Source organism: Winogradskyella rapida, assembly GCF_042675845.1.
In the GTDB taxonomy this organism is placed as follows: domain Bacteria; phylum Bacteroidota; class Bacteroidia; order Flavobacteriales; family Flavobacteriaceae; genus Winogradskyella; species Winogradskyella rapida.
Map to the genome: position 1 here is coordinate 253,168 of NZ_JBHTKM010000017.1, position 26,487 is coordinate 279,654.

The 26,487-nt window shown below is 36.2% G+C and carries 22 protein-coding genes; 9 read left to right on the plus strand and 13 right to left on the minus strand.

All coding sequences use genetic code 11. From position 1 onward, the window contains the following. Window positions 1–25: 25 nt before the first annotated feature. Window positions 26–1,102, minus strand: coding sequence for a DUF3667 domain-containing protein (locus ACFQ13_RS04930; RefSeq protein ID WP_386114717.1), 1,077 nt, complete (start codon window positions 1,100–1,102; stop codon window positions 26–28). A gap of 191 nt (window positions 1,103–1,293) precedes the next feature. Here ACFQ13_RS04930 and ACFQ13_RS04935 point away from each other — a divergent pair, with 191 nt between their 5' ends. Beyond that, window positions 1,294–2,433, plus strand: a complete 1,140-nt coding sequence (locus tag ACFQ13_RS04935) for a hypothetical protein (protein ID WP_386114720.1) — start codon at window positions 1,294–1,296, stop codon at window positions 2,431–2,433. 109 nt (window positions 2,434–2,542) lie between these two features. Here the strand turns inward: ACFQ13_RS04935 and ACFQ13_RS04940 are convergent, their stop codons facing one another. From ACFQ13_RS04940 to ACFQ13_RS04955, 4 genes are all read right to left on the minus strand, one after another. Next, window positions 2,543–4,006: an oligosaccharide flippase family protein gene (locus ACFQ13_RS04940; RefSeq protein WP_386114722.1), complete on the minus strand. Its 1,464-nt coding sequence runs from the start codon at window positions 4,004–4,006 to the stop codon at window positions 2,543–2,545. A 46-nt stretch (window positions 4,007–4,052) separates the two neighbouring features. Beyond that, on the minus strand, window positions 4,053–5,342 hold the full coding sequence (locus tag ACFQ13_RS04945) for a glycosyltransferase (protein WP_386114724.1): 1,290 nt from the start codon (window positions 5,340–5,342) through the stop codon (window positions 4,053–4,055). A gap of 73 nt (window positions 5,343–5,415) precedes the next feature. Then, window positions 5,416–7,848 carry a YfhO family protein gene (locus ACFQ13_RS04950; protein ID WP_386114726.1) on the minus strand — a complete coding sequence of 811 codons (2,433 nt, stop codon included), beginning with the start codon at window positions 7,846–7,848 and terminating at the stop codon, window positions 5,416–5,418. An 86-nt stretch (window positions 7,849–7,934) separates the two neighbouring features. After that, window positions 7,935–8,228 (minus strand): DUF4834 family protein, encoded by a 294-nt coding sequence (locus ACFQ13_RS04955; protein ID WP_114309453.1) that lies wholly within the window; start codon window positions 8,226–8,228, stop codon window positions 7,935–7,937. A gap of 103 nt (window positions 8,229–8,331) precedes the next feature. Here ACFQ13_RS04955 and ACFQ13_RS04960 point away from each other — a divergent pair, with 103 nt between their 5' ends. Then, complete coding sequence (locus ACFQ13_RS04960; protein WP_386114729.1) at window positions 8,332–9,300, plus strand: transporter; 969 nt, start codon at window positions 8,332–8,334, stop codon at window positions 9,298–9,300. A gap of 19 nt (window positions 9,301–9,319) precedes the next feature. Then, window positions 9,320–10,438 carry a GTP cyclohydrolase gene (locus ACFQ13_RS04965; RefSeq protein ID WP_386114732.1) on the plus strand — a complete coding sequence of 373 codons (1,119 nt, stop codon included), beginning with the start codon at window positions 9,320–9,322 and terminating at the stop codon, window positions 10,436–10,438. 99 nt (window positions 10,439–10,537) lie between these two features. Here ACFQ13_RS04965 and ACFQ13_RS04970 read toward each other — a convergent pair whose 3' ends face one another. The 3 genes from ACFQ13_RS04970 to ACFQ13_RS04980 all read right to left on the minus strand — a co-directional run bounded on the left by ACFQ13_RS04970 (window position 10,538) and on the right by ACFQ13_RS04980 (window position 15,475). Continuing rightward, window positions 10,538–11,797 carry an aminotransferase class I/II-fold pyridoxal phosphate-dependent enzyme gene (locus ACFQ13_RS04970; RefSeq protein ID WP_386114734.1) on the minus strand — a complete coding sequence of 420 codons (1,260 nt, stop codon included), beginning with the start codon at window positions 11,795–11,797 and terminating at the stop codon, window positions 10,538–10,540. A 507-nt stretch (window positions 11,798–12,304) separates the two neighbouring features. Beyond that, a complete protein-coding gene (locus ACFQ13_RS04975) occupies window positions 12,305–13,342 on the minus strand; it encodes a PLP-dependent cysteine synthase family protein (RefSeq protein WP_386114736.1) in 1,038 nt (345 codons plus the stop codon). A gap of 69 nt (window positions 13,343–13,411) precedes the next feature. Further along, entirely contained in the window at window positions 13,412–15,475 is a 2,064-nt protein-coding gene (locus ACFQ13_RS04980; RefSeq protein ID WP_386114739.1) for a S9 family peptidase, read from the minus strand. Window positions 15,476–15,550: 75 nt separating this feature from the next. Here ACFQ13_RS04980 and ACFQ13_RS04985 point away from each other — a divergent pair, with 75 nt between their 5' ends. Further along, window positions 15,551–15,874, plus strand: a complete 324-nt coding sequence (locus tag ACFQ13_RS04985; RefSeq protein ID WP_386114742.1) for a YbaB/EbfC family nucleoid-associated protein — start codon at window positions 15,551–15,553, stop codon at window positions 15,872–15,874. On the opposite strand, the gene ACFQ13_RS04990 is transcribed toward ACFQ13_RS04985, so the two are convergent. Continuing rightward, complete coding sequence (locus ACFQ13_RS04990) at window positions 15,867–16,883, minus strand: threonine aldolase family protein (RefSeq protein ID WP_386114744.1); 1,017 nt, start codon at window positions 16,881–16,883, stop codon at window positions 15,867–15,869. The genes ACFQ13_RS04985 and ACFQ13_RS04990 overlap by 8 nt on opposite strands. Window positions 16,884–16,989: 106 nt before the next feature. On the opposite strand from ACFQ13_RS04990, the gene prfB reads away from it, so the two are divergent. The 4 genes from prfB (at window position 16,990) to ACFQ13_RS05010 (ending at window position 21,575) form a co-directional block, all read left to right on the plus strand. Further along, window positions 16,990–18,100 (plus strand): peptide chain release factor 2 gene (gene prfB, locus ACFQ13_RS04995; protein WP_386114747.1). Its coding sequence is split into 2 segments (ribosomal slippage): window positions 16,990–17,052 and window positions 17,054–18,100, totalling 1,110 coding nucleotides; the frame shifts between segments, so codons are not numbered across the junction. 12 nt (window positions 18,101–18,112) lie between these two features. After that, window positions 18,113–18,454: an arsenate reductase (glutaredoxin) gene (gene arsC / locus ACFQ13_RS05000; protein WP_386114749.1), complete on the plus strand. Its 342-nt coding sequence runs from the start codon at window positions 18,113–18,115 to the stop codon at window positions 18,452–18,454. An 11-nt stretch (window positions 18,455–18,465) separates the two neighbouring features. Beyond that, window positions 18,466–18,921: a hypothetical protein gene (locus tag ACFQ13_RS05005; RefSeq protein WP_386114751.1), complete on the plus strand. Its 456-nt coding sequence runs from the start codon at window positions 18,466–18,468 to the stop codon at window positions 18,919–18,921. 125 nt (window positions 18,922–19,046) lie between these two features. Continuing rightward, window positions 19,047–21,575, plus strand: a complete 2,529-nt coding sequence (locus tag ACFQ13_RS05010; RefSeq protein WP_386114753.1) for a TonB-dependent receptor domain-containing protein — start codon at window positions 19,047–19,049, stop codon at window positions 21,573–21,575. Between the two features lie 90 nt (window positions 21,576–21,665). Here the strand turns inward: ACFQ13_RS05010 and ACFQ13_RS05015 are convergent, their stop codons facing one another. Continuing rightward, the gene (locus ACFQ13_RS05015) at window positions 21,666–22,328 is read right to left on the minus strand and encodes an HAD family hydrolase (protein ID WP_386114755.1); all 663 of its coding nucleotides are present in this window, start codon (window positions 22,326–22,328) and stop codon (window positions 21,666–21,668) included. 126 nt (window positions 22,329–22,454) lie between these two features. Between ACFQ13_RS05015 and ACFQ13_RS05020 the strand changes: the two genes are divergently transcribed. Continuing rightward, a complete protein-coding gene (locus tag ACFQ13_RS05020; RefSeq protein WP_181858378.1) occupies window positions 22,455–22,616 on the plus strand; it encodes a hypothetical protein in 162 nt (53 codons plus the stop codon). Between the two features lie 2 nt (window positions 22,617–22,618). On the opposite strand, the gene acs is transcribed toward ACFQ13_RS05020, so the two are convergent. The 3 genes from acs to ACFQ13_RS05035 all read right to left on the minus strand — a co-directional run bounded on the left by acs (window position 22,619) and on the right by ACFQ13_RS05035 (window position 26,486). After that, window positions 22,619–24,526 carry an acetate--CoA ligase gene (gene acs / locus ACFQ13_RS05025; RefSeq protein ID WP_386114757.1) on the minus strand — a complete coding sequence of 636 codons (1,908 nt, stop codon included), beginning with the start codon at window positions 24,524–24,526 and terminating at the stop codon, window positions 22,619–22,621. A gap of 35 nt (window positions 24,527–24,561) precedes the next feature. Next, a complete protein-coding gene (locus ACFQ13_RS05030) occupies window positions 24,562–24,918 on the minus strand; it encodes a DUF779 domain-containing protein (RefSeq protein WP_386114759.1) in 357 nt (118 codons plus the stop codon). Between the two features lie 68 nt (window positions 24,919–24,986). Beyond that, complete coding sequence (locus ACFQ13_RS05035) at window positions 24,987–26,486, minus strand: aldehyde dehydrogenase family protein (protein WP_386114761.1); 1,500 nt, start codon at window positions 26,484–26,486, stop codon at window positions 24,987–24,989. Between the last annotated feature and the right edge of the window lies 1 nt (window position 26,487).

Here is a 26,487-nt window from a genome sequence, read left to right on the forward strand (position 1 = left end):
TTTTACTTGGTCAATTAAAAAGCCATTAGTAAAACAAAAATGCCATAAGCCCAATTAAAACCACAGTAGTTGGAATCACAATGGTGGTAAAAATAAATCCGATTACCCCCGACTTAAAGAAACTTAAAAACCAGCCTTGCCCATAGAAATTCTTTAACGCGATAAGTAGGTAGATATAAGTTGAAAGTCCTATAAACCAATTAAGGGCACCAGGAATTTCCCAAATTACATTCAGGCCGTAAAGCAGGCTAAACACCATAAATAGGAAAGAGAAAAAATACAGACTAAAGACTAAGTGGTGCGAATAAGGCCCTCTGTAGAAGTATAAAATCTTTAATAATAAAGCGAAAATTGGCAGTAAAAAGAATAGGGCAATCGGGATGGCATCAAAAAATGCTTTAAGGATATTACCTCCATCTCGCATTTTATAAAATTTCAAGCCTTGGGAATAAAACTGCCTTTGAAACCAGTTATCATCCTCTTTAGCACCCATATATTTATACATCTCGTCATCAGAAGCATTCGCCTCAATAAGCGAATCTAGTCCTGGTTTATTAAAATTCCATTCTATTTCAGGGTCATTGAGATCTTTCACCACAAAATTAGAATCTACTTGTTGAGCTGTAAGGCTATCTAATGCTTTAGTATTGATAGAATCTTTAAAAGCTGTATTTAGACGCTCTAAATCGTCTAGGTTTAAAGAAGTACCTTCTGATTCCGTTATAGCAGGCCCCTTCTTTTTAGAACTTGAAGACAGTGTTTTTTTTAATTCTAGGTTCACTGCATCGCGCTGACTATTTACAGAGAATGATAAGAGTGCAAAAAAGACAATGGTAATAAAAAAGTACAATTGAGCAGGATGCAGATACATGGCACGCTTTCCGCTAATAAAAGCTTTAGCCAAATAGCCAGGTTTAAACATTAAAGGAATAAAACTTTTAAAAAACCGGGCGTCTACTGAAAAGTAGTTATTTATGGTATTAGAAAATAAAACCCTTAGTGTGAGTTCGTCATTTACCTTCTGACCGCAATAAGGACAAAATTTAAAATCGTCATCTAAAGGACGTTCGCAATTTTTACAGGATTCTAACTTATCGCTCATGATGGGTCGTTGATGGTTTAAAAATAATCAAATTTATGAGATCATTCTTAGCTATTTGTTGCATTCAGCACCTAAGCGTTACAAACAGCACAACATAAAAACACCTAAACCACTAACAGCTAGTTTATTATATTTTTTGGCACGCTGTTTGTTTTAAACCCAATGTGTTTAATTTTTAAAACCTATCAATTATGAAACGAATTATATATCTACTTGCAGCTTTTGTCGCATTTGGCAGTACTGCATTCGCAAGCAATACTAATACCACAGACCTTGAAGCTTCTACGCAGACCACCGCTAGAGGCTATGGCAATTCTTTCATATTTGAAGAAGCAGGCATTGAATTTTCAGTTTTCGCTGATGGGCAGTTTGATTTCTATTTACCTAATTATGGTCCAGATGTAAGCGTTGGCATCAATACCCCTGGTTTTAGTTTAAGTTTTAATACCGGTTACGACTATAATCCTTATGTGCAGTATGATAGTTACGGTGCAATTATTCAGATTGAAAACACACCAATTTATTATGACTATTACGGTCGTGTAAATCAAATAGGTAATATTGTAATTCAGTATAATACCTTTGGAAGAATAAGCCGTTTAGGTGGTTTAAACGTCTATTATAAAAACAACGTATTTTACCGTTATGATGGGTTTATTAATAGCTACAACAGAGCTTATGTCTATAGACCATGGCACCGATTTTACAGCATTCCTACAGCACAATATTGTGTTATTAACGTAAAACCTTATAGACGATTTTATACCCCAGTAAGACACATCTATTATAGACCTTACACAAACAATGTCCGTTACTTTAATAGAAATGGCCGAAGAAGTACAACGGTAAATACCCGTTATGTACAAACCCCTAGAAACCGTGCTGAACGTGCACTAAGAACGCAAGTGCAACGTAATAATAGAGCGATTGTTAACACAAGAGCTACACGATCTAGAAGTGCCGTTACTAGAACAACGACCACACGTACTCCTGTAACAAGAACGACACGAACAACTACAACAACTCGAACGGTAACGCCTAATAGAACGTCAAACCGATCTACAGCGCGCCAAGTAAGTTCAAGAAATGTAAAACAAAATGTGACGAGAAGTAACAGGACTGTGTCTAATAAAATGAATCAGAGAACTTCGGTAAAAAAACCAAGTAGCACAAAATCTCGTACATATAATAAATCAGTAACGCCAAGCGCTAAACAACGCAGTGTTACCACAAGTAGAACCAAATCATCGTCAGTAAAAACGAGATCAAATTCAAGTAGAACGAGCAACCAAAGTTCAACACGATCTCGAACAAGTCGATCTAGAGGATAAAAAAGTTTTTTTGGTTGGTTAGTAGAATGTCCCGTGAGAGTTTGCCTCAAAGCGCCTTGCGGGACTTTCTCATTTTAAAACTCAAGGCAAAAGGTCCTTTGGCTAAAGGCTAGCTTTTAAGTTTTAAATATTTAATCATCTGATTTGAAATATCCTCGGAGACCTTCAACTTAAAAATTAAAATCAAATAAATAAGGCCAAGACTTACAGATTTAAGCCCCATATTTATTAAAGGATAAAATGGAAATTCCCAGAAGTAAAACAAAAAGCCTAAGCTCATAATAGCCAAAATCACTTTTAAAGTGCCCATTGAATAGGGAAGCATATTAAACTTGCGCTTTACAAAAATAATCTTAATCGTATTATAGATTGCAATGGCTAAAAAGGTCGCAAATGCAGAGCCTTCAATCCCATAAACAGGAATAAAAAGGGCGTTTAAAACAATGGCCATAACTGCCAATAAAACTCCGAAGAGCAAAACCATACGGTAATAATCACTATTAAATAAAATAGCATTATTGTTCCCTAAACTGTTATCGTAGAGTTTCGCTAAACTAACAATAAGCACTACAAAAAGTCCGCCTGTAAATTTATCGGGCAATATTTGGTATAATTGATTGATGTTTACAACAATTAAGAGGAAAATAAACCCACTCACCACCAAAAGCGTCATAGAACTCCGTTGGTACAAATCTCTTAAAGCCACATCCTCTTTTTCATTAAGATATTTTGCGGTTAATGGCAGCATTATTTGATGCATAGCGCGTTGTGGAACCGCAATAACTGTAGCTATAAAAATTGCGACACTATAATAGGCAACTTGTTCAATTTGTGGTAATAATAAGCCAATCATAAATTTATCGATATCCAAGATCAGCATGGCAATAGACCCTGCAATAATCATGAGTCCTGCGTATTTTAATATTGAAGATTGATGCTTTAACTTTTGAAATTTTAATTTTGGAAACCTTAACGTGAAGGCGTACAATTTCATAATCATCATGCGTAAAACGTAAACAATGACAAGCGCCGTTATAAACTGATCTACCGTAAGCCATTGTAAATAGACTGCAAAAAGTAACCCCATAATACCAACGCGATGAAATATTTCTTTCATAACATTACCAAAAACGGTTTGCATTTGCACTTTAGTCCAAGCAAAGAAAATTTCAAAATAAGCCATGGCTACCGCTAAAATGAAGATATGCCACACATAGTGTTTTACAATGGCATTTTCATGACTGAGCCCATGAACAATAGCATCATAAGCAACATACCCTACCAAAGCCGCCGGTAGGATAAAGATTAAGGGTAAGAACAACATTAAGGTTAGAAAACTATTAATGCTATGTTTGGTTTTAAATGAGGCGTAAAACTTTACAATGGCATTGTGCACTCCAAAGGCCATAAAAGGCATCATAAGATTTGCTGCTGATAATAAAAAGGCGACTAAACCATAATACTGGTCCGTTAAAAAATTGGTATAAAGAAAAAGGGTATTTATGGCGCCTATTCCAAAGCCTAAATAGGTTGTAATGGTATTTTTGAAAGACTGATTTAATACAATTCCCATAGGGTAGCAAAATACAATAATTAAACCCTAAGACAACCCTAGGCTATTAACAATCTTTAATAATAGCACTTAACTTTTCGGTTAGCGCTTTTCTACTATACGGTTCTAAACCTTTAGCATTAACCTTAAGGGTATTGGCTTTAAACGCTTCAAAATACGTTAATAATTGAGTTTTAAGCGCCTGTTTCTGATTGTAACTAAAGTACGTCCCCGTTTGGGTGTTCGCGATTATATGCGCCACATCGGCATCTTTAGGCCCTAGCGCTAAAATAGGAGTTTTTGAAATGAGGTATTCAAATAATTTCCCTGGAATAATTGCTTTTGTATCTTCAGAATCTATCTCTATCAGCAAAAGCAATTGAGATTGCATTTGAAACTTTATGGCCTCATCATGGCTCACATAACCCACAACATCAACATAGTCCTTCAACCCAAATGTGTAAATGGTCTCTAACACATCATCGCTAACCACACCAATTAACTGTAGTTTAAAATCTTTAGCAAAGTCGGGCTGTTCGTTTATCAATTCTGAAAGCACCTCCCATAAAATTGTTGGATTACGTTCAGATAATAAAGACCCAATATGCGATAAGGAGAATAGTTTATCTTTCTGCTTAACCTTCACCTCATGGGCATCGTAACCATTAGTTATAACCGTAATAGGTTGTTCTGTTTTTAATGCAAATTCATTTTTAGTATGTGAGCTAGTCACAATAATATGATCTGCCGTATTTAGAACCTTATGTTCTAAGTCTAAATGTATTGCTTTAGAAGCCGCAGTAAGTTTTAACGCTTTATGGTAGCCAATAGTGGTCCAAGGATCTCTAAAATCGGCTATCCAATTAAGGCCTAAAGCCGCTTTTAATTGTAAACCTATAATATGCAAGCTATGCGGAGGCCCCGTGGTGATAATGGTATCTATATGATGCGTTTTTATATAGTCCGATAAAAATGAAACCGATGGCGAAATCCAATTTTTACGAGCATCCGGAATAAAGAAATTCCCCCGTACATAAAGCATTCCTTTTTCTATAAGAGACTGCTTCTTAGCTTTAGGGATCACCCCAGAACTTATCTTAGTGGTACTCCCTTTTGAAAACAACCTTGCCAAAGCATAAGGTTCCTTAATCTTTTGTTTTATAACCGTAACGCTTTCAGGGATTTCATTAACCAAACTTTGATCTTGAATCGGGTAATTGGGATTTTCCGGACAATATACAATGGGTTCTACTCCAAAATCGGGTAAATATTTTACGAATTTTAACCAACGCTGCACTCCAGGCCCTCCTGCAGGTGGCCAATAATAAGTGATGATCAGTGCTTTTTTTGTCGTCATAATGATTACCCTATACAGCGGCTTCGCTCTATTTTAGAAGCTTAGCCTCGTATTTACGTTTAGCAATTTCGCTTTAATCTCTTTTAGTGTTGAACTTGAAATATAAGCCCGCTAATAATAGAACAACTAAAATAATTGAACTTGATAAGGCGATATAACTTCCTGTTTTAACCACCTGAGGTTCAAACTTAAATTCTAAAGTGTGTTCGCCTTTAGGAAGCGTTAAAGCTCTTAAGACATAATTAACACGGAAGTGTGGTACTAATGTGCCATCAAGATAGGCATTCCATCCTTCTTTATAATAGATTTCTGAAAACACCGCTACCCCATCATTCGAATTTGAAGTGTTGTATTTTAAATAATTAGGTTGAAATTCTTTTAGTTGAATTGTTGCTGTAGAATCTAAGGCATAATTAGATTTTAAATTAAAATCGCTTGCCATTGTCTTTTGAATAACCGCTGTGGTTTTGGTATTCAAATTTTCTAAAGCCAACAGTTCTTCATTCGCATTGTCTACTGTTTTTAGATTGGATACAAACCAAGCGTTTCCATTAGCGTCTGAATTGGTATAAGGAAAAACAGTGTTTTGTTCTTCAGCAATAATATACTTTGCATTCAGCATATTAAGAACATTCATATTGTTTTTATAGACGTAAAAATCTAACAACTCATTTACACGGCCCAACTTCACCGCACTATAGCCCAGAAGTGAATTATGAAAATACGCTGCTTTTGCCGGCATACGTTGTCCTTCTGTAGACAAGTCCATCACTCTATAATGTCCTTTATCCTTTAAAATTTCTTTATCTGCAGTATTAGCGCGATAAGGTTTATCGACTTTTAAGGCTGAAACAAAATTATCGTTATTTACGTATTGTCGATCCACACTAACTAAATCGAAAAGAATTAATACCGCAAAAACCACGACAAGCAATTGCTCTGATAATTTCTGCTTTAAGAACATAAAGATTGTTCCTGCGGATAACAACACCAAAATCAATGTTCTTATGGTGTCTGAGGTCATTAAAGCTTTTCTATCTTCAATAATAGCCTCTATAAATGCTGGTCCGTACGCACTGATATACTGATCATCTCTTAAGCCTTCAAAATCAAATAAAGCCGATTTAAAGACTAAGAAGATCACGGCCAAACCTGCGGTAATTCCAACAGAAAAGGCTAAAGCTCTTAGTTTTTCTTCCTTTTCTAAGCCCGCCTTAAACACTTCCGATAAGGCCATAATTCCTAAAGCTGGGATACACAATTCTAAAATGACTTGTATAGAACTTACCGCTCTAAACTTATTATAGAAAGGCACATAATCAATAAACAAATCTGTGAGTAGGCCAAAATTCTTACCGTACGACAGTAGCAAGGATAAGACCGTCCCTCCTACTAACCACCATTTTACACGTCCTTTGACTAGAAATAAACCTAAGACGAAGAGAAAAATAATAACGGCCCCTACATAAGCAGGTGCTTCTACAATAGGCTGATCGCCCCAATACATCGGTGCATTTCTTGAGGCCTCTAATGCTTCAATTGGCGAGGCGCCCAAACGGATATAGGCTTCATAGGTTTCAGAATCTTTTCCGACATCTTCATAATTACCGCCCCCCATAAACTTCGGAATGTATAGATTAAAGGTTTCTAAAATCCCATAACTATATTCCGTAATATAAGCACGGTCTAAACCAGAGGTTACTTCTTTTTCAGACCCATCTGGATTAATGGTTAAAGGACTTGGGCCCCTTGTACTTTCCTTAGCATATTGTTGCGTTGCCAATAAACTGGTAGCATTAAGACCAACCGCAAGAATAGCAGCGAACGTCAATATACCAACCGATTTAAAAAAATGAAGTAAGATTTTTTTCTTGTACGCCTCTACCAGATAAGCTAAGCCTAAAACAAGGATAAGGAGTAATAAATAATAACTCATTTGTGGATGATTGGCTACTAACTGTAAACCAGAAGCGACTGCAGTAAGCAAAAAACCTAAGATATATTTTCTTCTAAACGTAAGAATAATACCTGCTAAAACCATAGGCATATACGCAATAGCATGGGCCTTAGCATTGTGCCCAACCCCTAGAATAATAATGAGATAGGTAGAAAATCCAAAAGCTAATGCCCCTAAGGCTGCCAATTTAAAATCGACTTTAAGCGCTAGCAAAAGCATATAAAATCCTAAAAAATATAGAAATAAATAGTCTGCTGGTCGTGGTAGAAACCGCAGAGCTAAGTCTAGTTTTTTAATGTAATTGTGCGGATACTTTGCTCCCAATTGATAGGTGGGCATACCGCCAAAAGCACTATTAGTCCAATATGTTTCTTCTCCCGTGGTCTTAGCAAACTCTTTTTGTTGTTCTGCCATACCAATATAGTGCATAATATCACTTTGGTTGATTTTTTTACCTTGTAAAACAGGACTAAAGTAAGCTAATGATAAAACCACAAACCCTATTAAAACTAGGAAATGTGGTAATAAACGTTTAATAGAAAATGACATGTAAATGCTTTAAAGTGATTGATTCTGAAAAGTAAGTATTTATTTTGAAACCTCACAAAAGATTTCAAAGGGTACAACTTTAGCGATTACTCTATTTCTTCGTAATCGATATATTCGCCAACATCAGGGTTAGAAGATCCCTTTTCGTTAGGCATTTTATCAATAACCGTTTCGCCTTCTTTACGCTTTTGCGCTTGTTGCTGTTGGTTCTGATTTTGAAATCCGCCAAATTGTCCTCCAAATTTTTCCTCTGCTTTTTTGGCCACAAATTTTAGTAATAGTGGCGCAAACAAACGAGCTAATATCTTAAACCCGAAGTAAACAAGTAAAATAATTAATAGCGTTCTCAGTAATCCCATGGCCGAAGCTTCTTGTATCATAAGTAAAATAATATCAAAAATACAATTATACTCATTTATAATCCGTTATTATTCCTTAAAAAAAGTATAAAATATCTATATTTGAATTTAAACCAAAAATAAAATGCGATTACTCAAATCAATTTTCATCCTACTATTCTTTATTAGTTTTACCAACGCTAACGCCCAATACACGGAAGTGATCAACTCTAACCGACCAGGAGTTTCAGAAAGTGCTTTTTCTGTTGGAACCGGTGTGCTTCAGTTTGAAGCTGGTGCTTTTACCGTAAAAGAAGAACACGCCTTATCTAATTACGAGGTTTCAGGTTTCGGCCTTGATTTTGCCTTACGTTATGGCTTGTTTTTTGAACAATTAGAACTCGCTATTGATGGGGTTTACCAAAACGACACTAAAACCAATAACAGTTCTTTTACCCCTGTGGATAATAAGCGTTCTAATTTTAAGAATTTAACCATAGGCGCCAAATACTTAATTTACGATCCTTATAAAAATGCAGGAGAGCAAAAACCGAATTTATACAGCTACCATGCTAACAATAGATTTAGTTGGAAATCTCTAATACCAGCTGTAGCCATTTATGCCGGTGCTAATTTTGATAGCGAAAACAATCCCTACACTGCACCAGATGTAGAAGGTGTGAGTCCTAAAATAATGATCTCTACCCAAAACAATTTTAACGGTGGTTGGGTGTTTGTTATGAACTTAATAAAAGACCGTATTGGCTCAGAGTATTCTGATTTTCAATACATCTTTACCTTAACCCATTCATTTACCCCACAATGGGTTGTATTTGGTGAGGCACAAGGGATAAAGAGTGACTTTTATGCGGATAATATTTTTAGATTTGGAGGCGCTTATTTGTGGACTAAAGATTTTCAAATTGATGCTAATATCGCCTTTAACGCCAAAGATACACCTACCGTTTTTAATGTGGCTTTCGGAGCCTCTTACCGATTAGATTTTCATAAAGATAAAAAGATCGACAACGGAAATTCTGCCAAAGAAGAAGGCAAACGCAAACAGCGAAAAAACAAAAATAAAAAGAAGAAAATAGACGATTTCCAGTCTTAATATAAGCCTTGCTTAACCAATGATAACAATAAAAGAAGCTAAATCACAAAGCGAATTAAAAGCCTTTGTAAAATTCCCTTTTAAACTCTATAAAAACTCGCCATACTGGGTCCCTCCCATTATAAAGCAAGAGTTAGAAACTTTTAATAAAGATAAAAATCCCATTTTTAAAGATGCTGACGCTCGTTTTTTCCTAGCTTATAAAGCAGGCGAAATTGTAGGGCGTGTTGCGGCCATTACCAATTGGCTTGAGGTGAACAAACAAGACATCAAGAAAATGCGATTTGGATGGTTTGATTTTATTGACGATTTAGACGTCAGTAAGGCATTGCTTGAGACCGTCGCTACCATTGGGAAATCGCATCAATTAGAGTATTTGGAAGGTCCGGTTGGATTTTCTAACCTCGATAAAGTTGGTGTAATGACAGAAGGTTTTGATCATTTATCAACGATGATTACTTGGTATAACCACCCGTATTACGTTAATCATTATAACGCTCATGGATTTGCGATTGAAAAAGCATATTCTGAAAGTAAATTTCCTTTTGAGAATGTAAAACCTGAACATTTTAAAAAGGCACAAGAATTAATAAAGCGACGTTACAAGCTTAGGGCACTTAAGTTTACTAAAACCGAAGAGGTTATGCCTTATGCCGACAGGATGTTTGACCTCTTTAATGAAAGCTACGCTTCACTCTCTTCTTTTGTGGAGATTACAGATATACAAAAGGAGTATTTTAAGAAAAAATTTATCAGTTTTGTCAACCCTGAATACATAAAATTTGTGGTGGATGATCAAGATGAATTGGTAGGATTTGCTGTGGTTATGCCTCGATTTGCTTCGGCATTACAAAAAGCTAATGGTAAATTATTCCCTTTTGGTTTCACTCATATTCTAAAAGCAAAAAAACACAGTAAAGATGTTATTTTCTACCTTATAGGTATTCATCCAGATTATCAGAACAAAGGTGTTCATGCGGTGATCTTTAATGAATATTACGAGACTTTTAGAGAGAAAGGCATTGAGACTTGTTATCGTACACCAGAATTAGAGGACAACCATGCCATTAAACAAATCTGGAAGCATTTTGATCCTAAAGTATACGTTAGACGTAAAACTTTTAGAAAGGACCTATAATTTCTAAACAAGCGCAGAAAAACGTTTCATAAAGCCTTAAAAAAAAACGGCCAATACTTTTGAAGTATTGGCCGTTTTTAGTTGTTATATTCAGAGAAATTATTCTCCCATTGCAGCAATAAGGGCTGCAGACATTCTTTTATAAGTTCCGTTAACTAAACGCTCTCTAATAGCATCAAATGCATCAAGAGTTTCTTTAACGTCTTCTAAAGTATGTGTCGCTGTAGGAATCATTCTTAAAAGAATTAAACCTTTAGGAATTACAGGATATACCACGATAGAACAGAAAATACCATAGTTTTCACGTAAATCTCTCACTAAAGCCATCGCTTCAGGAATACTTCCTTTTAAATAAACAGGGGTCACACAACTTTGCGTTGTTCCAATATCAAAACCACGCTCTTTTAAACCTGACTGTAATGCATTTACAATAGTCCAAAGATTCTGCTTCAATTCTGGCATACTACGTAACATATCTAAACGTTTTAAAGCCCCAACAACCAATTGCATTTGTAAAGACTTCGCAAACATTTGCGAACGTAAGTTATATTTTAAGTAATCGATGATTTCTTGGTCAGCAGCAATAAACGCTCCTGTACTTGCCATAGATTTTGCAAAAGTTGCAAAATACACATCGATATCATTTTGAACACCTTGCTCCTCACCTGTACCTGCACCAGTAGCACCTAAAGTACCGAAACCATGTGCATCATCAACAAATAATCTGAAGTTAAATTTTTTCTTTAACTCTACAATCTCTTTAAGACGACCTTGCTCACCACGCATACCAAACACACCTTCAGAAATCACTAAGATTCCACCTCCAGTTTGCTCAGCCATTTTAGTAGCACGCTCTAAGTTCTTTTCTAAACTTTGAACGTCGTTATGCTTATAGGTAAAACGTTTTCCCATATGTAAACGTACACCATCAATAATACAAGCATGAGCGTCTACATCATAAACTATAATATCGTCTTTAGCAACTAAAGCATCAATGGTAGATACCATTCCTTGGTAACCAAAGTTCAATAAGTAAGCAGCTTCTTTATTAACAAAAGCAGCTAACTCATTTTGTAATTGTTCGTGCAAATCTGTATGACCAGACATCATTCTCGCTCCCATTGGATATGCAGAACCATACTTAACACCAGCTTCACCGTCTACCTTCCTCACTTCAGGATGATTTGCTAAACCTAGGTAATCATTAATACTCCAGGTGATTACGTCTTTCCCTTGAAATGTCATTCTATTAGAGATTTCACCTTCAAGCTTTGGAAACACAAAATAACCTTCAGCCTGAGCTGCCCATTTTCCAAGTGGTCCTTTATCTTTATAAATCTTTGCAAATAAATCCTTCATGCTTTAAGTTTGCTATTAATCAACACATTACACATAACATCACGTGTAAGCACTCATTAATATTTAATTAATTTAATATATTTAGTGCTCGCAAAATTAATTAATTATATTATGACTGCATAATTTATTTAATTAAGTATTAACTAAGTTTTGAACAATAGCGTACAACCTCTTCAAATTAAAAAAAATTAATGCGCTTAGTTCAAAAGATAAATCACTTTAATACATATTAAAATCTATCCTATTAGCAAGCTCTACGATAAAACCTACAAAATAGCTTATGTAAATAATGCGTGGGATAATCAAGTAGAAAATCGCATTACTATTCAAAAATTAAGTAAGATTGACCGGCAGAAATTAAGGGCTATCATAACAAGAACTGATTAAAGTAATACGATCCCTACTTTGAAACGAAATATTCCATTAACGAAAATGAACAAATTCACATAAAAAAAAACCTACCACAGTTTTCTATGGTAGGTTCTTTATAATACTATAAATCGTAATTTACTTTATATATTCAATAGTCGCCTGAACTTCAGATTTACTATCAAAAAAGCCTTGATCTTCCATCCACTTATCGTTATAAACTTTACTCATATAACGCGATCCATGATCTGGAAATATAACTACAATTTTATCTGTAGGCTTAAACTCACCTTCTTCTTGTAATTGTTTAATCGCTTGCATTGCTGCTCCACTGGTATACCCTACAAAAAGACCTTCAGTGTTAGAAATTTCTCTTGCAGTATGCGCACTTTCTTCATCTGTAACTTTTACAAACTTATCTATAGCATCAAAGTCAGTTGCCGTAGGAATTAAGTTTTTTCCTAAACCTTCAATTCTGTACGGATATATTTCCTTATCATCAAACTCACGCGTTTCATGATATTTTTGCAATACAGAACCATAAGCATCCACACCTATAACTGTTACATTAGGTTTTTGCTCCTTTAAATACTTTGAGATTCCAGAGATTGTTCCTCCTGTTCCGCTACACGCCACTAAGTGGGTAATTTCACCATTGGTCTGATCCCAAATTTCTGGACCAGTAGTGTTGTAATGGGCATCAATATTTAATTGGTTAAAATATTGATTGATATAAATTGAACCTTTATTTTCTTCGTGTAAACGTTTTGCAACTTCGTAATAAGAACGGGGATCGTCTGCTTTAACGTGTGCCGGACAAACATAAACCTTAGCTCCCATAGACTTTAACATGTCTATTTTATCTGGAGACGACTTAGAACTAACAGCCAAAATACACTCATAACCTTTTATAATACTAACCATTGCTAAACTAAAACCTGTATTACCAGACGTTGTTTCTATGATTGTATCACCAGGAGTCAAAATACCTTGACGTTCTGCTTCTTCTATTATATGTAATGCAATTCTGTCTTTAGAGGAATGACCTGGATTAAACGCTTCTACTTTTGCATAAAAATCGCCGTCAAAGTCGGCAGTCATTTTATTTAATTTGATTAGAGGAGTGCTACCTATTAATTGTAACACATTATCAAATACATTTTTGTTTTCGTTCATAAATGAATTTTTTCAGTAGTCGTTATTTATTAGACACCTAAAACCGAGCAAAGGTAACATTTTTTCTATTTATATCGAAATACCTTCTAAATCAAGCAAGAAAGCAAACTCTTCCGCATCTTCTTTTAAGCTTTCGAAACGTCCAGAAGCACCACCATGACCGGCATCCATATTCGTCTTTAAGTACAATTTGTTATCATCTGTCTTTAGCTCTCTTAGCTTAGCCACCCACTTTGCAGGTTCCCAATATTGTACTTGCGAATCGTGCAAACCTGTAGTGATTAACATATTTGGATACGCTTTAGCTTTAACATTATCATAAGGCGAATACGATTTGATGTAGTCGTAATACAATTTATCATTTGGATTTCCCCATTCATCATACTCCCCTGTTGTTAAAGGAATAGAATCGTCTAACATGGTTGTTACCACATCTACAAACGGCACTGCTGCAATAATCCCATTATAAAGTTCTGGAGCATCATTAACAATAGCCCCCATAAGTAAACCTCCTGCACTTCCGCCCATAGCGTATAAATGTTGAGATGAGGTGTAGCGTTCTTTTATTAAATGAATAGAACACGCTATAAAATCTGAAAATGTATTTTTCTTTGTTAATAGTTTCCCGTCTTCGTACCAGTCGCGCCCTAAATACTCTCCACCTCTAATATGCGAAATAACGTAAACAAACCCACGATCTAATAAACTTAATCTAATAGTAGAAAAATAAGGATCTATTGTAGAGCCATAACTTCCGTAAGCATATTGTAATACCGGATTAGTTCCATCCTTTTTAAGGCCTTTTTTATAAACCACAGACATTGGTATTTTAGTACCATCGTCTGCTGTAGCCCAAATCCTCTCAGAAGTATAATTGTCTTTATTAAATTGCCCGCCTAAAACCTCTTGCTCTTTTAAAACCGTTTTAGATTTGGTGCGCATATTAAATTCTATCACAGAAGACGGCGTTGTGAGTGAATTGTAGGCGTAACGCAGTGTTTCCGTATCAAAATCTACATTGGTTGCTGTAAAAGCGGTATAAGTTTCGTTGTTAAAAGGCAAGTAGTAATCTTCAGTACCATCCCAACGTTTAATACGTATTTCGTTAAGTCCATTTTTACGTTCGCTTAACACCAAATAATCTTTAAAAATATCAATACCCTCAAGCAACACATCTGCTCTATGTGGAATCACATCTACCCAGTGCGCCATTTCTGTTTGGGCTTCAGGCGTTTTCATAAGTCTAAAGTTCGTCGCTTTATCTAAGTTGGTCATGATATAGAAATGATCACCATAATGCGAAATACTATACTCTAATCCTCTTACTCTAGGCTGAAATACTTTGAATTTCCCTTCAGGATCATTCGCATCTAAAATATGGTATTCATTAGTTAAGGTACTGTAGCAAGCAACAATAATATATTTTCGAGATTTAGACTTATACACTGCCACACCAAAGGTATCATCACCTTCTTCAAAAACCAATTCGTCTTCAGATTGATCCCCCAAACGATGCTTGTATATCTGGTATGCTCTTAAGGTAACTTCATCTTTTTTGGTATAGAAAAGCGTGGCATTATCATTCGCCCAGCTTGAAGAGCCTGTGGTGTTTAAAACTTGGTCTGCAGCAACCTCTTGAGTTTCTAGGTTTTTTACAAAAATGGTATAATTACGTCTTCCGGTAGTATCAATACCATAGGACACCATTTTATTATCTGGACTTATACTAATGCCTGTTAATTTAAAATAGCTGGTTCCTTCTGCCATTTTATTACAGTCAAAAAGTAATTCTTCAGGATTATCAAGGTGTTCCTTTTTACGCAAATAAATAGGGTAATCTTTTCCTTTTTCAAACTTAGTGATATACCAATACCCGTTAAATTTATAAGGCACAGAAGAATCATCTTCCTTTATACGCGCTTTCATCTCCTCAAAAAGATCTTTCTGAAAATCTTTAGTATGAGCCATCTGCATATCGCAATACTCGTTTTCCGCGTTTAGGTAGTCGATGACTTCAGGATGCTCGCGGTCTTTCATCCAAAAATAGTCATCGATACGGATGTCGCCATGCTTTTCTAACTGATGAGGAATTTTTTTGGCTTTTGGCGGGTGCATTACTAAAGTATTTGTCATTTGTTCGTCTAAATTATTCTGAAAAAAGGCGCAATTTACTAATTTTGCACCTTAATAAATTTAAAAGACAAGATTATGTTTGGAGATATGATGGGAATGATGGGTAAATTAAAAGATGCCCAAAAGAAAGTAGAAGCTACAAAAGAGCGTCTGCATACGGTTTTAATTGACGAAGCGAGTAATGACAACAAGCTAAAAGTTACTATTACAGCCAATAGAACAATTAAAGCTATTGCTATTGACGACGAATTGCTTCAAGATAAAGACATGTTAGAGGATTATTTAATTTTAACCCTCAATAAAGCCATTGAAAAAGCCACTCAAGTTAACGAAGCAGAAATTGCAGCTGTTGCTAAAGAGGGGATGCCAAATATTCCTGGAATGGACATGTTTAAATAGAACCTAGTTCACTGAGCAACTTATCATGCATTTGGTCTGTATAATCTAAATGCGTTACCATGCGTAACTTACCACTGCCCATCCCAATAATATGGATGTTTTTTTCGAGCAGTTGGTTTAAAAAGTGAGCTTCATCAACATCATCATTTAACTCAAAAATGATGATGTTGGTTTCTATAGGTTCTACTTTTTTGATGAAAGATAATTGTGCTAACACAGCGCCTATTTCCTTCGCTTTTTTATGATCTTCAGCTAAACGTTCTACATGATGATCTAGGGCATACAATCCTGCAGCCGCTAAATACCCTACTTGTCGCATATTACCACCAAACAATTTCCTAAGGCTTAACGATTTTTCCATTAACGCTTCATCACCAAGTAACACTGATCCCACAGGACAGCCTAAACCTTTACTGAGACAAACGGAAATACTATCAAACGCAGTTCCATACTGTAAAGGGGTTTCATTTTTAGACACCATAGCATTCCACAAACGTGCTCCATCAAGGTGAAAGCCTAAATCATGGGTTTTACATACGGTTTTTATCTTTTCAATTTCAGAAAAATCCCAACAGGCTCCGCCTCCTTTATTGGTGGTATTCTCCACTTCTACTAAACGAGATTGACTGTAATAATAGGCTGAAGGACTGATAGCTTCTTCCACTTGTTTCGCGGTAAACATACCACGATGACCGTCTAAAAGTTTACATGTAGCGCCACTATGAAACGCCACACCTCCAACTTCATAATTATAAATATGCGCGTACTTATCACAAATCACCTGTTCTCCGGGTTGGGTATGCAATTTTATAGCCACTTGATTAGCCATACTTCCCGAAGGAAAAAACAAGGCTTTTTCTTTTCCAAACATCGTTGCTAAACGCTCTTCTAAAGCATTCATTGTAGGGTCTTCTCTAAAGACGTCATCTCCTACTTCTGCAGACATCATAGCATCTAACATTCCTTTAGAAGGCTTAGTCACCGTATCACTTCTTAAATCTATAATCATTCGTCAAAAAATTTCTAAGCTCAAAATTACGGATTTCCTAAAAAACCGATTCAAAATTATGGCACTTTAACAACGCTGCTTATATTTGTATAAAAATGTACTATATATGATTACTTCAGATCAAATTAAAGATCTTAACTCCCGTCTAGACGTACTTAGACAATATCTTTGACTTAGATGCCAAACGCATAGAAATCGCTAACGAAGAAGAACAAACTTTCGACCCTAATTTTTGGAATGACTCAAAGGCTGCCGAATTGGTTATGAAATCCATTCGTGAGAAAAAAAGCTGGATTAATGACTACGAAGCTGCCGCCTCTCTTGTTGAAGATCTAGAGGTGATTTACGAGTTTTATAAAGAAGACGAAGCTCCTATGGAAAACGTGGAAGCACGTTATGACTTGGCTGTGAATGCGATTGAAAAGTTAGAATTTAAAAACATGCTTTCTGAAGAAGGCGATGGCTTAAGTGCCGTACTCCAAATTACGGCCGGCGCTGGTGGAACAGAATCTTGCGATTGGGCCAGTATGTTAATGCGTATGTACCTTATGTATGCTGAAAAAAATGGCTTTAAAGTTAAAGAACTTAACCTTCAAGAAGGTGATGTCGCTGGGATAAAAACTGTAACTTTAGAAATTGAAGGTGATTTTGCTTTTGGTTGGCTTAAAGGTGAAAATGGTGTACACCGTTTAGTACGTATCTCACCGTTTGATAGTAACGCCAAACGCCACACTAGTTTTGCCTCGGTTTATGTCTATCCTTTAGTAGATGATACCATTGAAATTGACATCAACCCTTCAGATATTGAAATTACAACCGCCCGATCTAGTGGTGCTGGAGGACAAAACGTCAATAAAGTAGAAACGAAGGTGCAACTTTTACACAAACCTTCAGGCATACAGATTCAATGTTCTGAAACACGCTCGCAACACGATAACAGAACAAGAGCCATGCAAATGCTTCGTTCGCAATTGTACGAGATTGAATTGCAAAAACAAATGGCGCAGCGCGATGATATTGAAGCGGGTAAAATGAAAATTGAATGGGGAAGCCAAATACGAAATTATGTGATGCATCCTTATAAATTAGTAAAAGATGTACGTTCCGCTCATGAAACCGGGAATGTTGATGCCGTTATGGATGGCGCCATAGAACCTTTTTTAAAGGCTTACCTGATGATGATGGGACAAAAAGAAGAGCAAACCGAAAACCTATAAGATTTTATAGCAATGATAAAAATATACCACAATCCTCGATGTTCTAAGTCCAGACAAGGGCTTGCCCTTTTAGAAGCTTCGGGTCAAGAATTTGAAGTCATTAAATATTTAGACCAGCCTTTAAGTTCAGAAGACTTAAAAGCTATTGTTTCTAAATTAGGAATTAAACCCTTAGATTTAATCCGTAAAAATGAAGCCATTTGGAAATCAGACTACAAAGGCAAAACCCTAACGGATGACGCCATAATTGAAGCGATGGTCACCAACCCAAAACTCATAGAACGCCCTATCGTTGTTAATGGAACCCAAGCCGTTATTGGCCGTCCAACCGAGTTAATTTCAGACATTATATAATATTCTTAAATATGAAAACGAGCCTTTTAGTAATTTTCACACTTTTGTTAGGTCTTAATGTTGAAGCCCAACGCAGCCGTAGTAGAGACATGAATAACATCCCGCAGTCTAACCGGGAACCTACGGAACAAGAAATCGCAAAACGCGAGCGTGAAATGGAGGAACGAAAAGAAGAATATATTGATAATTTTTTAACAACTTTAGAGGCCGATGATTTTCAGAAACACATCATTAAACAAAATATTTTAAGTTTTTTTGATGAAAAAATGGCCATTTTCAAAACGCAATATGAGCATTCCTTAGACCGTAAAGAAGCCATAAAAAATTTAGAAGACACCCACTTTGTTGAACTAGAAGAACTTATTTCTGAACCAGATATGGCCAAAATAAAGGAAATGATTAAAGGCGGTTTTGATGAAAAAGATGTGAAAAAGAAGAAGAAACGCCAACGTAGAAACCGAAACTAAACTTAAGGTTTTGTTAAATAACAAATAGAGCGAAAGTCCTTTAACAGTAGGGCTTTTGCTTTAACATAAGATTAACCAAATAGACCACAAGGAAGTGTATTTTTGCCAACTAACAAACCCTTGTGATGAAACTAAACTTATTAACCGCTACCCTTCTACTCTTATTCCTGAATTTATCATTCGCTCAAAATGATGTAAAAATCCAAGGAAAAGTATTAGAACAAGACACTAATATTCCATTGGAATATGCCACTGTTGTGGTCAAATCTAAATCAGACAACAAAATAATTACGGGAGGAATTACCGACCCTAAAGGAAAATTTGAAGTCGAAGTTGCTCCTGGACGCTACGAAATTTCTGTAGAATACATCTCTTACCAAACCAAAACATTTCCAGAACAAAACATTACTAAAGATACTAATTTAGGAACTATTAATCTTGCTTTAGATGTCTCTACCTTAAATGAAGTGATGGTTGTTGCTGAAAAAACTACCGTTGAAATTAAGCTAGACAAAAAAGTCTATAATATAGGTAAGGATTTAACTACAGCCGGCGGAACCGTTAGTGACGCTCTTAACAATGTTCCTTCTGTAACAGTAGACGTTGAAGGCGCTATAAGCCTTAGAGGTAACGAAAACGTACGTATCCTTATTAACGGAAAACCATCTGCTATGGCCGGTTTTGGCGATAGTAATATTTTAAGCCAACTTCCTGCCGAAGCTATTGAACGTGTAGAGGTGATTACCTCTCCTTCTGCGCGTTATGATGCTGAAGGAACCGCTGGAATTTTAAATATTATTCTAAGACAAAAAGAAACCCTTGGTTTTAATGGTTCTGTAACCTTAACCGCAGGAAACCCTGACAACTTAGGCGTTTCTGCAGCTCTTAATTACCGAACAGAAAACTATAACTTATTTTCTAACTTTGGATGGCGTTATTTTGATTCGCCAAGAAACACCTTCACCGATGTTAATTATTACGACACGCTAGAAGATGATGGTACTTTTTCTGATCCTGAATACAGACGTATTGTAGAGACTAAAGAAGTAGAACGTTTAAATAGAAATTACAATGCTAATATTGGTATGGAGTACTTCTTGGACGAGTCGTCTTCGATTACCGGTAGTTTATTCTACAACTTTGGAAACGACGCCGATACGTCACTAAACTTTAGTGATCGTTACAACAACGGAAGTATTGTAGAAAACACGTTACGTAGAGAAAAAGAAACTGAGGAAGATAACAGATACCAAGTAGCCTTAAACTACGTTAAACGTTTTGGTGAGGATAGTGACCATAAATTAACAGCTGATTTTCAATTTGAAACAGAAAAAGAAGATGGTTACACTTATTTAAATGAAGATTACGTCTTTACAGATCAAACCAATCCTGAGCCGTTTCAGATAGAACAAGAATTTACTAAAGAGAAAAAACATGAATACCTCGTTCAGGCGGATTACGTGCTCCCTTTAGGTGAAGATTCGCGTTTTGAAGCGGGTTACCGTGGTAATTTTAAAAACAGCAACACGGATTATCAATTAGACCAAGAAAACCTAACCACTGGTGAATTGGAAATTAATGAAGGTATTTCTAACATTTTTGACTATACCGAAAACATCAACGCTGTTTACACACAATACGGCTCTAAAATTGGTAAGTTTTCTTATTTATTAGGGCTTCGTTTAGAGAACACACAATTAAAAGGAACCATTGATTCTGAACTTACAGATGAAGAATTAAATGACCAATACGATTTCCCTATTGATACTGATTTTAATAATAACTACTTAGGTTTATTCCCTACAGTTAACCTTATTTACAATTTAAACACCTCAGAATCCGGAAACGAAGAAAGTATTACTTTAGGATATAACCGAAGAATTAACCGTCCTCGTGGTTGGTACATTAACCCTTTCCCTTCACGTTCTAGTAGAACAAATATTTTTCAAGGAAACCCTAATTTAGATCCTGCTTTCTCTAGCACGTTTGATTTAGGTTACTTAAAGCGTTGGGAAAAGTTTACTTTAACTACCTCGGTATATTACCAACATGAAACGGATTCTTTTGAACGTGTTCAAGAAAACACCGGACAACAAACTACAGATGGTATTGACATTATTAGAACTATACCTATCAACCTTTCTACAAATAAAAGAACAGGAACGGAGCTTGGTTTAATGTATACACCAGCAAAATGGTTACGATTAAACTCTAGTTTTAACTTCTTTCAATTTGAAACCGAAGGAGAATTTAACGGTACAGATTACGGATCTAAAAACACAAGTTGGTTTGCACGTTTTAGCTCTAAAGTAACCTTACCTTTAGCCATAGATTGGCAAACAAGTGCGTTCTATAGAGGCGCTAGACAAGATGCACAATCTGATATTGAAGGGATTTTCTCTTTAGATTTAGCTTTCAGTAAAGAGATCTTAAAGAAAAAAGCAACCATTTCTGTTAACGTAAGAGATTTACTAAATTCTAGAAAATACAAAGCTTTAACGACTACTGATTTCTATGACAGTTATAGTGAATTCCAGTGGAGACAACGTCAAGTTAACGTTTCATTTATTTACCGATTTAACCAATTGACAAATAATAAAGATCGTAAAGGTCAACGTGGAGACAGTGGCGATGACATGGAGTTTGAAGGTTAAACCTGAGAACACCACTATTATAAAAAAAATGTTGCTAATTACTTAGCAACATTTTTTTTTACATTATTTTAAACTTTGACAGGCTTAAATTTAAGACTTAAAATAGTCCTTATGTTTAGCGTAAGCAATTTCACTAAAATCAGAAATGACGTAATCTGCACTGTCATAATCTTGATTTTTAGAATTAACACTTTTATAGCCCACACAAAAGATATTAGCGGCATTAGCGGCTTTAATCCCATTTGTAGAATCTTCAATAACCATACATTCCGATTTATCAAATCCGGTATGGGCTGCAGCTTTTAGGAAAATTTCAGGATGCGGCTTAGACTCTTTTAAATCTGCACCACTAAATTTAGCACTGAAATAAGGGTTGAGATTAAAACGTTCAAAAATAAGATTGATTCCTGGCATAGAAGCCGATGATGCTACCACTAACGTTAGTCCGTTGTTATAAAAATCTTGAATACGATCAAAAACCCCTTCAATAAGATCGAGCTCACCGTGATCAAACAAGTATTTATAATGTTTACGTTTTAAACTCACCAGGTATTCTGGCGTTTCATTCAAACCAAACTGATCGACTACACGTCTACAAACATTAATGGTTGACTGTCCTGTAAAGGATTCAAATAAAGGTTCTGATACCTCTACATTCACCTCATCGAACATATGAAAATAGGCTTTTCGGTGTAAGGGTTCAGTATCTACAATTACCCCATCCATGTCAAACAAAACGGCTTTCAGCTTCATATTTTTTTTATTTGTTGGCGAAGATAAAAAACAAAAATGGCATAGTAGCCTAAAAGCAGACTACAATGCCATTAACAATATATTAAATTATGCGTAATTTTGTGCCTTGATACTTATTCCGAAATTATGCCTAAAAAAGGACGTGAAAAAAATACCGTAAACAAAGCTAAACACAGCAGGTTAATCGCTCAGAAAAAGAATAAACTTAAGTCTAAATCTGAAGAACGAAAAGCGCGCTTAAAAGCCATTGTAGAACTTGCTAAGACCAAAAAAGCCAACGATTCTTAGAACTACAAGACATTATCCATAATTTCCTGTACAATTTCAGGATTTAATAAGGTACTTGTATCGCCAAGGTTACTGGTATCATTGCTGGCTATCTTTCTTAAAATACGACGCATAATTTTACCACTTCGGGTTTTAGGTAATCCATTTGTAAACTGAATTTTATTCAACTTAGCAATAGGGCCAATTTGCTCCGTAATGAGCTGATTGATTTCCTTACGTAGGTTGTCATGATTTCTACTTTCTCCTGTTTCTTTTAAGGTCACGTAACCGTAAAGGGCATTTCCTTTCACATCATGAGGGAAACCAACAATAGCACTTTCTGCCACAGCAGGGTGTTCGTTAATGGCATCTTCAATAGGAGCGGTTCCTAAGTTGTGCCCTGAAACAATAATAACATCATCCACACGACCCGTTATTCTGTAATAGCCCACCTCATCACGTAAAGCGCCATCACCTGTAAAATATTTACCTTCATAGGCTGAAAAATAAGTGTCTTTATAACGCTGGTGATCACCCCAAATGGTCCGTGCCATACTAGGCCATGGGAATTTTACACACAAGCGTCCGTCTACCTGGTTTCCTTTTATTTCCTCGCCATGTTCATCCATTAATGCCGGTTGAATACCAATAAAAGGCAAGGTGGCATAGGTAGGTTTTGTAGGCGTTGCAAAAGCAATGGGTGTTATCATAATTCCACCTGTTTCGGTTTGCCACCACGTATCCACAATAGGCGATTTTTTCTTTCCGACGTTATCATCATACCAGTGCCAAGCTTCTTCATTAATAGGTTCACCAACCGTACCGAGTACTTTAAGCGAAGATAAATCATGCTTTTCCAAATGCTCGACCCCTTCTTTTGCCAAGGCTCTAATGGCTGTTGGCGCCGTATAAAATTGATTTACTTTGTGCTTTTCTACAATTTCCCAAAAGCGGCCGAAGTTAGGATAACTTGGTACCCCTTCAAATAAAACGGTCGTCGCGCCATTACACAGCGGCCCATAAACAATATAACTATGTCCGGTAATCCACCCAATATCGGCCGTACACCAATACACATCTTTTTCTCTATATTGAAATACATTCTTAAAGGTATAAGCGGTATACACCATATAGCCTGCCGTGGTATGCACCATACCTTTTGGTTTTCCTGTAGAGCCCGAGGTATATAAAATAAATAAAGGATCTTCAGCTTTCATAATCTCAGGTTCACATTGCTCGGCGGCATTTTCCAATAAAGGTTGTAACCAAAAATCACGTCCGGCTTTCATTTCAATTTCTAAATGGATTCGCTTTACCACTAATACATTTTTAATTGAAGGACAGCCTTCTAAAGCTTCATCAACAATACCTTTTAAATCAATGGTTTTTGATCCCCGATAAGACCCATCGCTAGTAATTACCATCTTACATTCAGAATCATTTATTCGGGTGGCCAATGCAGAAGATGAAAATCCCGCAAACACCACAGAGTGAATAGCTCCGATACGTGCACAAGCTAAAGTAGCAATGGCTAATTCGGGGATCATCGGTAAATAAATACAAACCCGATCGCCCTTTTCAATTCCTTTTTCTTTGAGAACATTTGCGAATTTACAAACCCGTTGGTGCAACTGCTTGTAGCTAATATGTTCGGCCGCTTCAGAGGGATCATTAGGCTCAAAAATAATCGCCGTTTTATCTCCTCTCGTATAGAGATGCCTATCAATACAGTTTTCTGTAATGTTAAGCTCCGCTCCTTGAAACCACTTAATATCGGGTTTTGAAAAATCCCAACTTAAGACCTCATCCCATTTTTTGCGCCACATAAAATGTTCTTCTGCAATTTCTTCCCAAAACACTTCAGGATTCCTTACCGATTTACGGTATACTTGATAATATTCTTCTAAATGTTTTATATGATAATTACTCATTTTTATTTTCTATTGTTTTCAGTTTAAAAAGATAGTTATTTTGAATTAAAAAATAAAGATTCTTCTTCGGTTAATAATCTAGAATGAATCAAAAACCGCAGTCCCAAAGGAATTTCTAAAGAAAAACTTGCCCCTCGTCCTTCGGTAACATCTACGGTGAGATGCGTATGTTTCCAATATTCAAACTGATCTTGATGCATGTAAAAGTCGACACCTTCAACATTGCCTAAATGCACATCACTGTCGTCTAAATACATCTCCCCTTTTTCAAAAATCATTGGAGCAGACCCGTCACAACATCCGCCACTTTGATGGAATATCAAATCGCCATGTTTGGCTTTTAATTGCCTTACGACCTCTGCCGCTTTATCTGTTATCTCTACGCGTTTCATAATGTCTTGGTATTAAAAAAGGCTGAATTATCGATTCACAATTCAGCCTTATCGCTATTAATCAACTTCTAAAAAAAGCCTAATTTATTTTTATCGTAAGAGATTAACATGTTCTTGGTCTGTCTGTAATGACTCATCATCATTAAGTGATTTTCTCTTCCAAATCCAGATTTTTTATAACCGCCAAACGGCGCGTGTGCAGGATAAGCATGGTAACAGTTCACCCAAACACGTCCGGCTTTAATGGCTCGTGGTATTTGATATAGCTGGTGTGCATCTCGTGTCCAAACCCCGGCGCCAAGACCATAAAGTGTATCGTTTGCAATGGCAATAGCTTCCGCTTCATCTTTAAATTTGGTAACACATACCACAGGACCAAAAATCTCTTCTTGGAAAACGCGCATTTTATTATGCCCCTCTAAAATGGTAGGTTTAATATAGTAGCCATTGGCCAATTCGCCGTCTAATTTATTAGCTTCTCCTCCGGTTAACACCTTTGCGCCTTCCTCTCTACCAATTTTAAAATACGATTGTATTTTTTCATACTGATCGTTAGAAGCCTGAGCGCCAACCATAGAATTTACATCGTAAGGACTGGTTTGTACAATGGCTTCAGTGCGTTCTATAACTCGTGCCATAAAAGCATCGTAAATATCTTCTTGTACTAAAATTCTAGAAGGACAAGTACAAACTTCACCTTGATTAAAAGCGAATAAAACTGCGCCTTCAATAGCCTTATCTAAATACGCATCATCCGCATCCATTACACTATTAAAGAAAACATTAGGTGACTTCCCACCCAACTCCATCGTTACAGGATTCAGGTTTTTAGAAGCATACTGCATAATTAATTGTCCAGTAGTTGTTTCTCCTGTAAAGGCAACTTTATCTACATTAGGACTCGATGCTAAGGGTTTTCCGGCTTCCGGACCAAAACCATGCACAATATTTAAAACTCCTGGAGGAAAGACATCTGCAATTTTTTCCATGAGTAAAGTTGCCGATGAAGGTGTTTGTTCTGCAGGTTTTAAAACCACACAATTCCCTGTAGCTAACGCGGGCGGCAGTTTCCATGATAACATTAAAAGTGGAAAATTCCATGGAATAATTTGTCCGATCACCCCTAAAGGTTCTTTAATATTCATAGATAAGGTGTGCTGGTCTAACTCGGTGGCACTCCCTTCTTCCGATCGAATACAAGCAGCAAAATAACGCCAATGATCTACAGATAATGGAACATCCGCATTTAGAGTTTCGCGGATTGGTTTTCCATTATCACAGGTTTCTACGACAGCAAATTCTTCTAAATTCTCTTCAATTATATCGGCCACTTTATTTAAAAGTGTTGCGCGTTCTGTTGCTGAAGTATTTCCCCAAGCCTCTTTAGCCGCATTGGCAGCGTCTACAGCATTCTTCACATCTTCCTTCTGCGATCTTGGATACTTTGCAATTAAAGTGCCGTCTACCGGAGAGGTGTTTTCAAAATATTCTCCACCTACTGGTGGCACAAATTCTCCGTTAATAAAGTTGGAATACCTCTCTTTAAATTTTGGTTTTGAATAACTCATA